Source organism: Pseudoalteromonas sp. Z1A6 (genome assembly GCF_011378745.1).
GTDB classification, from domain to species: Bacteria; Pseudomonadota; Gammaproteobacteria; order Enterobacterales; family Alteromonadaceae; genus Pseudoalteromonas; species Pseudoalteromonas arctica.
This window is the reverse complement of sequence record NZ_WTKW01000103.1, coordinates 1-12,674: the sequence shown is the minus strand read 5'-3', so window position 1 is coordinate 12,674 and position 12,674 is coordinate 1. Positions and strand designations below refer to the sequence as shown.

The 12,674-nt window shown below is 39.5% G+C and carries 14 protein-coding genes; 5 read left to right on the top strand and 9 right to left on the bottom strand.

Annotation, left to right across the window (positions count from 1 at the left end):
* Positions 1-182: 182 nt before the first annotated feature.
* From GQR46_RS08640 to GQR46_RS08600, 9 genes are all read right to left on the bottom strand, one after another.
* On the bottom strand, positions 183-764 hold the full coding sequence (locus tag GQR46_RS08640) for a recombinase family protein (protein WP_165740716.1): 582 nt from the start codon (positions 762-764) through the stop codon (positions 183-185).
* Positions 765-925: 161 nt separating this feature from the next.
* Entirely contained in the window at positions 926-2,029 is a 1,104-nt protein-coding gene (locus GQR46_RS08635) for a site-specific integrase (protein ID WP_206009508.1), read from the bottom strand.
* A complete protein-coding gene (locus GQR46_RS08630; RefSeq protein ID WP_024593419.1) occupies positions 2,013-2,504 on the bottom strand; it encodes a helix-turn-helix domain-containing protein in 492 nt (163 codons plus the stop codon). Before GQR46_RS08630 ends, GQR46_RS08635 begins: the two co-directional genes overlap by 17 nt.
* On the bottom strand, positions 2,491-2,697 hold the full coding sequence (locus GQR46_RS08625; protein WP_165740715.1) for an AlpA family transcriptional regulator: 207 nt from the start codon (positions 2,695-2,697) through the stop codon (positions 2,491-2,493). The genes GQR46_RS08630 and GQR46_RS08625 overlap by 14 nt, the downstream gene beginning before the upstream one ends.
* Before the next feature lie 116 nt (positions 2,698-2,813).
* Positions 2,814-3,659 carry a hypothetical protein gene (locus tag GQR46_RS08620; protein ID WP_165740714.1) on the bottom strand — a complete coding sequence of 282 codons (846 nt, stop codon included), beginning with the start codon at positions 3,657-3,659 and terminating at the stop codon, positions 2,814-2,816.
* An 18-nt stretch (positions 3,660-3,677) separates the two neighbouring features.
* Positions 3,678-4,880, bottom strand: coding sequence for a tyrosine-type recombinase/integrase (locus tag GQR46_RS08615; RefSeq protein WP_165740713.1), 1,203 nt, complete (start codon positions 4,878-4,880; stop codon positions 3,678-3,680).
* Positions 4,881-5,095: 215 nt separating this feature from the next.
* Positions 5,096-6,742 carry a chaperonin GroEL gene (groL, locus tag GQR46_RS08610; RefSeq protein ID WP_165728306.1) on the bottom strand — a complete coding sequence of 549 codons (1,647 nt, stop codon included), beginning with the start codon at positions 6,740-6,742 and terminating at the stop codon, positions 5,096-5,098.
* 48 nt (positions 6,743-6,790) lie between these two features.
* Positions 6,791-7,078, bottom strand: a complete 288-nt coding sequence (locus tag GQR46_RS08605) for a co-chaperone GroES (protein WP_007580032.1) — start codon at positions 7,076-7,078, stop codon at positions 6,791-6,793.
* A gap of 110 nt (positions 7,079-7,188) precedes the next feature.
* A complete protein-coding gene (locus GQR46_RS08600; RefSeq protein ID WP_165740712.1) occupies positions 7,189-7,665 on the bottom strand; it encodes an FxsA family protein in 477 nt (158 codons plus the stop codon).
* 178 nt (positions 7,666-7,843) lie between these two features.
* Between GQR46_RS08600 and cutA the strand changes: the two genes are divergently transcribed.
* The 5 genes from cutA to accC all read left to right on the top strand — a co-directional run bounded on the left by cutA (position 7,844) and on the right by accC (position 12,546).
* Positions 7,844-8,164, top strand: a complete 321-nt coding sequence (cutA, locus tag GQR46_RS08595; RefSeq protein WP_007580036.1) for a divalent-cation tolerance protein CutA — start codon at positions 7,844-7,846, stop codon at positions 8,162-8,164.
* Positions 8,164-9,999: a protein-disulfide reductase DsbD gene (locus GQR46_RS08590; protein WP_165740711.1), complete on the top strand. Its 1,836-nt coding sequence runs from the start codon at positions 8,164-8,166 to the stop codon at positions 9,997-9,999. The genes cutA and GQR46_RS08590 overlap by 1 nt, the downstream gene beginning before the upstream one ends.
* A 228-nt stretch (positions 10,000-10,227) precedes the next feature.
* Complete coding sequence (aroQ, locus tag GQR46_RS08585; RefSeq protein ID WP_165740710.1) at positions 10,228-10,680, top strand: type II 3-dehydroquinate dehydratase; 453 nt, start codon at positions 10,228-10,230, stop codon at positions 10,678-10,680.
* A gap of 40 nt (positions 10,681-10,720) precedes the next feature.
* Entirely contained in the window at positions 10,721-11,179 is a 459-nt protein-coding gene (gene accB / locus GQR46_RS08580; protein WP_007580042.1) for an acetyl-CoA carboxylase biotin carboxyl carrier protein, read from the top strand.
* Positions 11,180-11,205: 26 nt separating this feature from the next.
* Positions 11,206-12,546, top strand: coding sequence for an acetyl-CoA carboxylase biotin carboxylase subunit (gene accC, locus GQR46_RS08575; RefSeq protein ID WP_165728302.1), 1,341 nt, complete (start codon positions 11,206-11,208; stop codon positions 12,544-12,546).
* Positions 12,547-12,674 lie beyond the last annotated feature (128 nt).

The window sequence follows — 12,674 nt, the reverse complement described above, 5'->3', positions numbered from 1 at the left end:
ATTAATATTGCAGTTATCATAAAGAAAGGTATAGATTTAAATCTAAAAAGCAGAGCTTCTCGATACTGCATATCAGGGCTATTTAATAATTAGATGTTACCATGAAAGTACTTTAAAAAATTTAAGAGACTGTTATTTAACACTTAACAAATCTAAACATAGTTGTATGGAGTGATATGTTTCTATTGATTGGTGAGAGATTTGTTCCAATGTCTTTTTACTGTCGCTATTCCGAGATTTAAGGCTTCTGCTGTTTTAGACTGAGATAAGCCTTCAGCCCTCTTTGATTGAACTGAGTCTGTCGTGGCATGTGCTTTAGGTCTCCCAAGCTTTTTGCCTTGAGCTTTCGCTCGTTCAAGTCCTTCTTTTGTTCGCTCTCTAATCCTGTTTCGCTCAAACTCTGCAAAGGCTGAAAACATTTGCAGCATCAATTTTCCTTCAGCGCTTGATAGGTCTGAAACAGGTAAGTCGAGGCATACAACTTTAATGCCTTTATCTGTTAATAGGTTAATTGTATTTTGAACGTCAATGTTGTCTCGACCTAGACGGTCTAGCTTTAAGACCACCAGCATATCACCACTTTCCATCTGGTGATCGATCAGCATTTTGAACTTTTCACGCTTCATAGCTTCAACAGAGCCAGAAACTGTCTCACTAATAGTACGAGCCTCGTTCACCTGATACCCTTTTTGTTGGATGGCAAGGATTTGGTTTTCTGTGGTTTGCTCTGTTGTAGAAACACGACAATAGGAAAAGGTACGCATAAGTAATTCACTTTTTAGTAGGTATCAAGTATTGGGGTATCATATACTTTAAGTATCATTAAGTAAAAAGCCTATTTTTATGATACCTAACTATATATAGAAAAACTGGTATCAATATATGAATGTTTATTGATACCAGCTAATGAGATTAAATAGATAGGCTATTGTTGAGCCATCATTCTCTGAAAAGCTTGAAATTGATTAAATTGCTCTTCCATATCAGGGGAGGTACATTCAGCTGGCTTGGCTAATTTACGCAGTAACTCTGCTTGTTTATAATCTGGCACATCACCATAACTATAAAAACTGGTTAATACGCTTTCATGCCCCAAGTTTTGACTCCATGCTTTAAATTCTTCAGGTGTTAAACAAAGATTCTCACCTAGCCTTACTAAAGTGTTACGGAAGCTATGAGGATTAAAGTAGGGTAAACCAACAGCCTCAAAAGCTTGTTTGAATACCTTGCGGATAGGGGTAGCATTACTCCAGTGCTCTTTAAGTAACCCAATGGCCTCAAACTGCTGATTTTTATTGTGTCCTAATTTGGTTTTTGGAAATAATGGATCATTTTGCTTATATCCAAGTTCATTTATTAAGTATTCAATCCAGTGAGTCAGAATCTTTGATGGCAGCTCACCCACAGGAAAAAAGTAAGTAGTAAAGGTTTTACTATATTTAGTATTTACATCCCTAGCATCTTGATAAAAGCTTTGCTCGGTAATATCAATGTGTTTAATTTTGGCTGAGGCTACGGCACTATCTCGTGCGCCAGTTAAGATAATAAAAGCGATTAAAGCTCTTTCACGCATCTCAATCTCCGTACTAGAGGGCATTGCTTCTAATGTCTGAATAACTTGCTCAATTTTAGCCACATTTTTTCTTCGCTTTGTATTAGCAATACGAGTATCTTTTTCAGATAAATTGAAATATTCAATATCGCTGTAGTTGATTTTTGCTCTATAACCTTTTTGCGTAACTAAAAAGTGAAAGAACATTTTTATGTGACGAATTGCAGTAAGTACTGTTGCTTTACTCAATACCTCTCCAGTCACAGTTGATTTTTGAGCAAGAAGATCCTTCTTAAACCCAATGGCATGCTTTGCCCTAAACTTATTAAAATCAAGGTACCCTGTATATTCTTCAAAGCGATTAATTGACTTCATGGCACCGTCAACAGTTGATTTGTCGTAGCTTTTTGCATCCCCCAAATACTTGCTATACTCATGAAGAATTCGGGCGTTATTAGTGTTATTTTTTTTCATCATTAAATACCATATCAAAAGGACAATTTAAGAGAGCTTCTTCTCTCAGGATTAAGTGTTTTTCAGCTATCGGTAATTTACCCTCAAGTTCAAGCCAAATTTGATTCACATTGCGCCAAGAAACATATTTATTTGCTTGGCAGCCACATTCTTTACAGTGCCCAGACATCTGCGCCATACCAGCAGGTTTCGATATAAACTTAAGTGATTCTATAGTTGGGTTTTTAGGCTCTTTGCATTTGAAACAGTAAATTTCATGTATTTCACATTTGTACATGTAAGTTTTTCGCTTCTGCTTTAAATGAACTTTTAAGTCGCTTCCATGGATCAAAAGTGGACGCCTATCATCAATTACAGGCAAGCCAACACGAATCCAGTTACGTACAGTTTTAGGATGAACTCCTAATGCTTCGCTAACATCAATCACTGTATAACTACGATGAATTTTGATGCGATTGGGGTTGTTACGACGGCTCATTGTTAGTCACCTTAGATGCAGCTATGCGCTTATCAAGCCATTGCTCAATGTCTGAATCGAGCCAGCCAACAGCTCGCTCACTTAGTGAAATAGTTTTCGGAAAAATGCCTTTAGCCATACCCAAGTAAATGGTACTGCGAGATAGACCTGTTTTATTTTTAACTTCAGGTAAGCGAATTATTTTATGGGACACATTGGAACCTTTTAATCGTTTATTGGATGATTAGAAGGTTATTTGATTTGAGAGGTCTGAAACGCAATTGAAGAAAGTAGAGTTTCAATTGCGTTTTTTAATTCATACAAAGGGGGCTAATCTATATGCTCAGCAAGTTCTTGTAGAGTTGCGCGGACGGTGTTGTCAGCGATAGTTTTACCATATTTTTCAACGATTAATTTAATAACGGGGGCAGAAGCTTTATAAGGAGGGGTTATACCTAACTCTTTCAGTAGTGCCCCTATTAGAATGTTTTTTGTAGTTCGTTCTTTAGATGTAAGTGGTTTTTCTTCTTGCGGCTTATTTTCTATCAATTGGATAAAGCGAGTGATTTCACGATTTTTTATAATCAAAACGCAACCAGCATCAGAAAGTTTGATACAAGGTACATATTGTATGTCATATTTATCAGTTCGAACTAATTGCTCAAGAACTATGGGAAGATTTTCAAAAATCTTAGCAGGTTCTTCCGCAAGGGCACGTTTCCTCTCTTTTGATTCGTTGTATTCAGGACTACATATTTTCTCATAGTCAAAGTATTTATATAGCTTACAAGTGACGCCATCTTGTTGCACTAAGATACCATTTTTACTACGGTTTTTTACACTTACCCCTGAATTGCTTTCTTCATAATACTCTTTAATTTCATAAGCCTCTTGGCCTTGCATTGTTAAATCCCAAATACCAGCCATACTTTGAACAGTGCGGTTCAAGGTATTAAATTTTTGCTGAGGTAACTGCTTCTCAGTTTCATCGACTCCCCCCAATTCACCCTCTATACCATATCCATCATTTACAAAATACATAGATAGTTTTAAGTGACCATCGAGTGCTAGCCGATATAAATCATTTACAGTTATATTTTCATTTATTTCTTTAGAGATACGCGCAGCTGCATTTTCAAGTGAGAGCCACTCTCTAAACTTGTCTGTTTTTTTCATTGCTTTTATGTACCATTGTTATTTTATATTAGACAATTGATCTAAATAGTCTGCCCATTCTTGCATTAGTTTTGTTCTCTCTGCCAAGTATATTGAGCGATTGTAGGCTCTTGATGTAGCCGAGCCAGTAAGGTGGGCAAGTTGCACTTCAATGATATCGTGGTTCCAGCCTTTTTCGTGCAGTATGGTTGATGCTGTACTTCTAAAACCATGTGCTGACATGACATCGGCAGGGTACCCTAAATCTCGTAAACGATTAGTTAATACATTTTTACTCATAGGTTTGCTGCCATCTCTTTGGTTAGGAAATACCAACTTGGAGTAGCCTGTAACAGTTTTCACTTCTTTTAAGTGTTTTACGACTTGCTTTGACATCGGCACAATATGCTCTCGGCCGCGTTTCATTTCTTCGGCTGGTATTCTTATTAGTGAATCATCAAAGTCAACGTATTCCCACTTCAGGTTCCTAATCTCAGTTGGTCTTAAGAATACTCTAGGTATTAATTTAAGTGCTTCAACAGTGCAGTAATTGCCTGATTCTGTTGTATCTATATCTCTAATCAATTGGGCAAGTTCATTAGGCTTAACGATTGCAGCCCTATGTTTTACTTTTGGTAAGGGTTTTAGTATATCGGTGAGAGGTAGACCTTGTGCAGGATTATTTCGTGTCAATCTGTGCGCTAATGCATAACCAAAAACACGATTGATTACCGCCAGTATATTTGGTGCTTTTCTGGGGCTTCCAGTTGCTTCAACTGCTAACATGAGTTCAGTAATATGCCCAGCGTCAATATTATCAATGTGAAGGTTACCTAAGCTTTTAGAGTCCACCAGCAGCCAACGATTGATTCTTTTTTCGTGATCCTCCGACCAAGAACCTTTTTGCTGCTCCCACCACTTTATTGCAATGGTTGAAAATAACTTGTCTTTAGTTACCTCTTTTGTGCGTTTTCGTTCCCGCCTTTCATCCATAGGGTTAATACCATTGATTAAAGACGCTCTTGCTTCTTCAGCCAATCTTCTAGCTTCGCTGAGAGATATGGAGGGGTATTTTCCAAGAGCCATTTCTTGGTACTTTCCTGCATGTCTAAATCTGAGCCGCCATAGTTTGGAATTATTGTTTTTAACCAGTAAAAACAGATTGTTACCATCTGATTTCTTTATCTGCGCTTTGTCTTCAGGACAGGATATATTTTTTACTTCTTGTGCAGTTAATGGCATTTACATCTCTTGTGTGGGGTACTTTATGAGGGGTATGCATATTAAATATGAATAAAATCAAACTGAGGTTTGCAGTGGTACCCTTCATTAATACCTTGTTATTTTTGGAAGTAGTGAAATATTATCGGATGTAATAGGAAGCAAAGTCAATAAAAAAGCCCGCAAAACATAGTCTTGTGGGCTTCTTAGGATACTATGGTATATGGGTTAGATGATTACATCATGCCGCCCATGCCACCCATTCCGCCCATGCCACCCATATCAGCGCCACCAGCTTCATCTTTTGGGATTTCAGCTACCATTGCTTCAGTAGTGATCATTAGACCCGCAATAGACCCTGCAAACTGTAATGCAGAGCGTGTTACTTTAGTTGGATCTAGGATACCCATTTCAATCATGTCGTTGTATTCGCCAGTTGCTGCGTTGTAACCAAAGTTACCTTCGCCGCCTTTAACTGCGTTAATTACAACTGATGCTTCTTCGCCAGCGTTAGTTACGATTTGACGAAGTGGTGCTTCCATTGCACGAAGTGCAACTTTAATACCGTGGTTTTGATCTTCGTTGTCGCCAACTAAATCTACCAGCTTGCTAGCTGCACGTACAAGTGCAACGCCGCCGCCAGGTACTACGCCTTCTTCAACCGCTGCACGAGTTGCATTTAATGCATCTTCAACGCGGTCTTTTTTCTCTTTCATTTCCATTTCAGTAGCAGCACCTACTTTGATTACTGCAACACCGCCAGCTAATTTAGCCATGCGCTCTTGTAGTTTCTCTTTATCGTAGTCTGATGTTGCTTCTTCGATTTGTGCTTTAATTTGTGAAACACGACCGCTAATACCCGCTTCTTCACCAGCACCATCAATGATTGTTGTATCATCTTTAGTGATAATTACGCGCTTAGCTGTACCTAGGTCTTCAACTGTTGCTTTTTCAAGCTCTAAGCCGATTTCTTCAGAAATAACAGTACCGCCAGTTAATACAGCGATATCTTGTAACATTGCTTTACGACGGTCGCCAAAACCAGGTGCTTTAACTGCTGATACTTTAACAATACCGCGCATGTTATTAACTACTAATGTAGCTAGTGCTTCGCCTTCAAGGTCTTCTGCGATGATTAGTAGTGGTTTGCTTGCTTTAGCAACCGCTTCTAATGTTGGTAATAATTCGCGGATGTTAGATATTTTTTTATCTACAAGTAGAATAAATGGGTTATCTAGTTCAACAGTGCCTTTTTCTGGGCTGTTGATGAAGTAAGGAGATAAGTAACCACGGTCAAACTGCATGCCTTCAACAACATCTAGTTCGTTTTCAAGTGATTGACCTTCTTCTACAGTAATAACACCACTGTTACGGCCTACTTTTTCCATTGCTTGTGCAATGATGTCGCCAATCTCTTTATCAGAGTTAGCTGAAATAGTACCTACTTGTGCAATTGCTTTAGTATCAGAACAAGGAACAGATAACGCTTTAAGCTCTGCAACAGCAGCAATAACTGCTTTGTCGATGCCGCGCTTAAGATCCATTGGGTTCATGCCCGCTGCAACAGCTTTAAGGCCTTCATTAACAATAGACTGTGCAAGTACTGTAGCGGTAGTTGTACCATCGCCGGCTGCATCATTTGCTTTAGATGCAACTTCTTTAACCATTTGTGCGCCCATGTTCTCAAACTTGTCTTCAAGTTCGATTTCTTTTGCTACAGATACACCATCTTTAGTGATAACTGGTGAGCCAAATGATTTATCTAGTACAACGTTACGGCCTTTAGGACCTAATGTAACTTTTACTGCGTTTGCCAGGATGTTTACGCCAGTTAGCATTTTAGCGCGTGCGTCACCTGCAAAAAGTACTTCTTTTGCTGCCATGTTTTAAATTCCTCTAAATTCTTAAATGTTTATAAACGAAAAGTAGGTTTAGCCTACAATGCCTAAAATATTATCTTCACGCATGATCAGGTACTCTTGACCTTCGATCTTTTCAACTTTTTCAACATATGAGCCAAATAACACAGTGTCACCGGCTTTAACTTCTAACGCTCTCACGTCACCGTTTTCTAAAACGCGACCATTACCTACGGCTACAACTTCTCCGCGAGTTGATTTTTCAGCTGCAGAGCCAGTTAATACAATACCGCCAGCAGATTTTGTTTCTTCTTCTAGACGTTTAACGATTACGCGATCTTGTAAAGGACGAATGTTCATGTTTTTTAGTTCTCCTAACAGTTTCTGAACAGTACAGAAAAAAGCTTTTCTAATTTGCATTCATTAATGGGGGTAGAGTGAAAAATTCCAAGAGAAAAAACGATAAATTTTTAATCTTTTCGCTCATATTCACCATCAATAGTGGTTGGTCGTTCCATTTGCCCTTGCTCTCGTTCAGCATGTTGCTGCCCAGCAAACGGCGATGGCCCTTGTTGCATGCCTGCGCTCATTCTAACAGTTGCTTGGCTAGCAAGGCCTGCAGCCAATTTGTTACGAATTGCAGGGGTTAATAATAGTAGCCCAAATACGTCAGTCATAATGCCAGGAGTAAGGAGTAATACACCTGCAATTACAACGCATATTCCGGTAAATAATTCTTTGGCTGGCATTTGCCCTTGCGCCATTTGCGCTTGTACGTTTTGCAGCGCCCCCATACCTTGTGTTTTAACCATTTTGGCACCTAAAATCGCCGTAATAACAACAAGTGCAATTGTTGCAAATCCGCCAATCACGTCGCTTACTTGAATCAGCAAAGCGATTTCGACAATAGGGATGATAATAAACAACACAAATAAAAATCTAAACATAGCGCTCTCTAAATAATGACACTCAAAAGAGTTGATGAAATATAAATGAGGGTGACGAGGTCTCTTTTCAAGGTTAGGGCATAGGTATCGTCATTTTACTGATATTTTAGCGTCTACACATTGTATCGGCTATCAGATACTATGATGATAGACACTGTCCAATAAGTATAGGTTCATAATGACTACGCATTTTAAAATGATTTTTACGACCTGCAAAGACGAAGCAGAAGCACGCACACTTGCAAGGGCGTTGGTAGAAAAAAAACTAGCTGCTTGTGTAAATATTTTACCTAACATGGGCTCTATTTATATGTGGGAAGGCGAAGTTGCAGAAGCAACTGAAGCTAAGCTACTTATAAAAACGAAATCAGATAAAATGAACGATGTGTTTCTAACAATAAAAGAGTTACATAGCTACGAAGTGCCAGAGATTCAGGTTTTAGAAGTTTCTACGGGAAATTTGGCGTATTTTAATTGGATGGACGAGGTACTGAATTAATGCGTTTTTTCTTTTTATTGTTGGTTACATTATTAACCGTACCTGTAAAGGCTGCGACTAATAATGTGCTTGGTGATCTACTTGGGCCTCCTCAACACACTTTTTTACCTGTAGACCAAGCGTTTGTATTTGACTTTGATCAGCAAGGCAGCACCTTGTTTGTAGGTTGGGATATAGCGCCAGACTATTATTTATATAAAAAGAAAATAGAAATCATTGCCAAGGGCGCAAACATTCAAGTAGGTGACTCGGGTAGTGGCGAAATTATTGAAGATGAATTTTTTGGTAAAACAGAAGTCTTTTTTAATACCGCGAGCGTTGTTAGTAAGTTAAGTAATATCACTGAGGGAGCGGTTGTTAAAGTTCGCTATCAGGGCTGTGCAAAAGCGGGGCTTTGTTATCCACCAGAAGTGATTAGCATTCCACTTAGTGTAATTAGTGGCGCACAGATTAAAAATGTAGATCAAAATAGCGCTACAGATGAAGCGGCAACAGCGCAAAGTACATTTGCAGCACTCAACGATCCAACTACTGAACCTACAACAAACTCAGGTGACACCGAAAAAGAACTGACTTTTACTGAGCAATTAGCCAGTCAGAGCTTAATAACTAATTTACTCATATTTTTTGCTGTTGGTGTAGGCCTTGCTTTTACGCCATGCGTATTCCCAATGTTTCCAATTTTGTCGAGCTTAATTGCGGGTCAGCAAAACCTTTCAACTAAAAAAGCGTTTGCGTTGTCGTTTGTATATATACAAGGCATGGCAGTTACCTATGCAGCACTAGGCTTAGTTGTTGCGGCGCTTGGTGGGCAAGTGCAGGGGTATTTACAGCATCCATTTGTGTTAATCAGTTTTAGTTTATTGTTTGTATTATTGGCTATGTCGATGTTTGGTTGGTACGAAATTAAACTGCCAAGCAGTATGATGAGCAAGCTAACCCAAGTAAGTAACAACCAAAAAGGCGGCAACTACGTTGGCGTATTTTTAATGGGTGTACTTTCGGGATTGATTGCATCACCTTGCACTACGGCACCACTGTCGGCGGCACTGTTATTTGTAGCGCAAAGTGGTGATTACTTAGTAGGTGGTTTAACACTGTACGTGCTCAGTTTAGGTATGGGATTACCATTGTTATTACTCGGTACATCTGGCGGTAAATTGCTTCCTAAAGCGGGTGGTTGGATGGAGCAAGTTAAAACCTTGTTTGGTTTTGTGATGCTCGTTGTGCCGCTTATATTACTTGAGCGACTAATCAGCGCCGACATTATATTATTAATGGCAGGTGTGCTTGCACTAGCAACAGCACTGTACTTACATCATTGGCAAAGTAGCCAAACACAAAGCAAGTTAAAAACTGCATTATGGTTTGCTGCAACTCTATTAGTTATTACAGGCTTTACGTTAACTAAAAACTACTTTTGGCCAGTTCAAGTACAAACAGTACAGGTAAGCTCACAAAATAATGAGTTTAAACAGGTTGCTGATTTAGCAGAACTAAAAGAAGCAGTTGCACAAGCAAACGACGAAGGTCGAATGGTTATGGTCGATTTATATGCCGACTGGTGTGTGGCATGTAAAGAGTTTGAACATTACACCTTTCCTGATGCCAAAGTGCAAAGTGAGTTTAGCCACTATCAACTTATTCAAATTGATTTAACTGAGAGTGATAATAAAACAATTGAGCTAATGGAAGAGTACACGGTGTTTGGTTTACCTAGTATTTTGTTTTTTAATACTCAAGGACAAGAGCTTAGTACGCAGCGCGTAACGGGCTTTTTAAATGCTGAGGACTTTGCTAAACACCTAGCAGTTGTGCGCGCCAGCGCACAATAATAGTGCAATAGTGCCACTTGAATTGACTAAGTGGCACCTTCTTAATTCTTCTTATATTTGTACCCACGACACTGATAAGACCAGTATTTTGCTGCTATTTACGTCGAAATCACTATAATAGTTGGTTAACGTGAGAAATTGTTGCTACATTGCTTTTTCTGCTTACTTAAAAGTGAAAAACTAGTTAGTAACCGCTTAACTCATTACTTATAGGATATATCGCGTATTATGGCTGCAAAATTTAACCTTTTAGTTATAAATGGTCCAAATTTAAACATGCTTGGTAAACGTGAACCGGATAAATACGGTTTTCAGACGCTGAGTGAGATTATGGAGGAGCTAACCAGTGCTGCTAATAGTCTAGATGTTGAGTTAACGCATTTTCAAAGTAATAGTGAGCAAGCACTCATCGAACGAATTCACAATGCTTGGCAAGCGGTTGATTACATAATAATTAACCCTGCTGCATTTACGCATACTAGCGTCGCATTACGTGATGCACTGCTAAGTGTTGATATTCCGTTTTTTGAAGTGCATTTAAGTAATGTGCACGCACGTGAAGCTTTTCGTCATCATTCGTATTTTTCTGATGTGGCACAAGGCGTGATATGTGGATTAGGCGCAATGGGTTATCACGCAGCATTAAATGCCGCTGTGAGCCGGTTGCAAAGCGCAATTTAATTTAAATTAACACACAAACAACTAACAGGCGGGTCGTGTAATGGATATTCGCAAGATAAAGAAGCTTATCGAATTAGTAGAAGAATCAGGTATTGCTGAGCTAGAAATCACTGAAGGTGAAGAATCAGTACGTATTAACCGCAACAACATGAGTGCAGGCCCAGGTTACCCGCAATTTGCTCCACAGCAATATGCACCAGCGCCAGCAGCACCAGTTGCAGCGGCTCCTGTAGCAGTTGAAGCGGCAGCACCAGCAGAACCTACTGGTCATCAAGTTAAATCACCAATGGTTGGTTCTTTTTACTCTGCGGCTTCTCCAGAAGCGCCAGCATATGTAGAAGTTGGTCAGCAAGTTAAAGTTGGCGATACACTTTGTATTATCGAAGCTATGAAAATGATGAACCAAATTGAATCAGATAAAGCCGGTACAGTAAGAGCTATCTTAGCTGAAAATGGCGAGCCAATAGAATTTGATCAACCTCTATTCATCATTGAATAATAGCGTAACCTAAAAGGCCAACTCTAATGTTAGATAAAGTAGTCATTGCAAACCGAGGTGAAATTGCACTTCGTATATTGCGCGCCTGCAAAGAGCTTGGGATCAAAACGGTTGCTGTGCATTCAACGGCAGATCGCGATCTTAAGCATGTATTGCTTGCAGATGAAACCATCTGTATTGGTAGACCATCAGCAACTGAAAGTTATTTAGATATTCCGCGCATTATTGCTGCGGCTGAAATAACTGACGCTGTAGCGATTCATCCTGGTTACGGTTTCCTTGCAGAAAATGCTGATTTTGCCGACCAAGTTGAGCAAAGTGGTTTTGTATTTATCGGTCCTCGTGGCGACACTATTCGCCTTATGGGTGATAAAGTGTCTGCTATTGCAGCAATGCGTAAAGCAGGCGTTCCATGTGTACCAGGCTCAGACGGCCCGGTATCAGATGATAAAGAACGCAACATGCAAATCGCTAAGCGTATCGGTTACCCGGTAATCATCAAAGCCGCTGGTGGCGGTGGTGGTCGTGGTATGCGTGTTGTTCGCAGCGAATCTGAACTTATTGATTCAATTGCATTAACACAGCAAGAAGCTAAGCAATTCTTTGGTAATAGCATGGTTTATATGGAAAAATTCCTTGAAAACCCACGCCATATCGAAGTTCAAGTATTAGCAGACGGCCAAGGTAATGCAGTACATTTAGGTGAACGTGATTGTTCTATGCAACGTCGTCACCAAAAAGTAGTTGAAGAAGCGCCAGCACCAGGAATTACTGCTGAAACGCGTAAATTCATTGGCGAGCGCTGTACACGTGCATGTATCGAAATTGGATACCGCGGTGCGGGTACGTTTGAGTTTTTATACGAAAACGGCGAGTTTTACTTCATCGAAATGAATACACGTATTCAGGTTGAACACCCTGTAACCGAAATGGTTACTGGTATCGATTTAGTAAAAGAGCAATTAAAAATTGCAGCGGGTCAGCCTTTATCATTCACTCAAGACGACGTTGTTATTCGTGGTCATGCTATTGAGTGTCGTATTAATGCTGAGGATCCTGAAACGTTTATTCCTTCACCGGGTAAAATTACACGTTTCCATCCTGCTGGTGGTTTAGGTATTCGTTGGGACAGCCATATTTACGCTGACTACACGGTTCCACCACATTACGATTCAATGATTGGTAAGTTAATTACTTACGGTGAAAACCGTGACGTAGCTATTGCTCGCGCGCGCAATGCACTTAACGAGCTGGTAATTGACGGAATTAAAACTAATACTCCTTTGCATAAGAGAATTCTTGCAGATGAAAACTTCAAAAATGGTGGTACTAACATCCACTATCTTGAGAAGAAATTAGGATTATAATTCGAGCCTAAAAAGGTGTTTTATCTCAGTTAATAACCAGAGTTATTAATCTGATTTAAATAATTAAAAATCCGATATCAGGTGACTGATATCGGATTTTTTAATGCCTGAAATACCAATCCGCAATA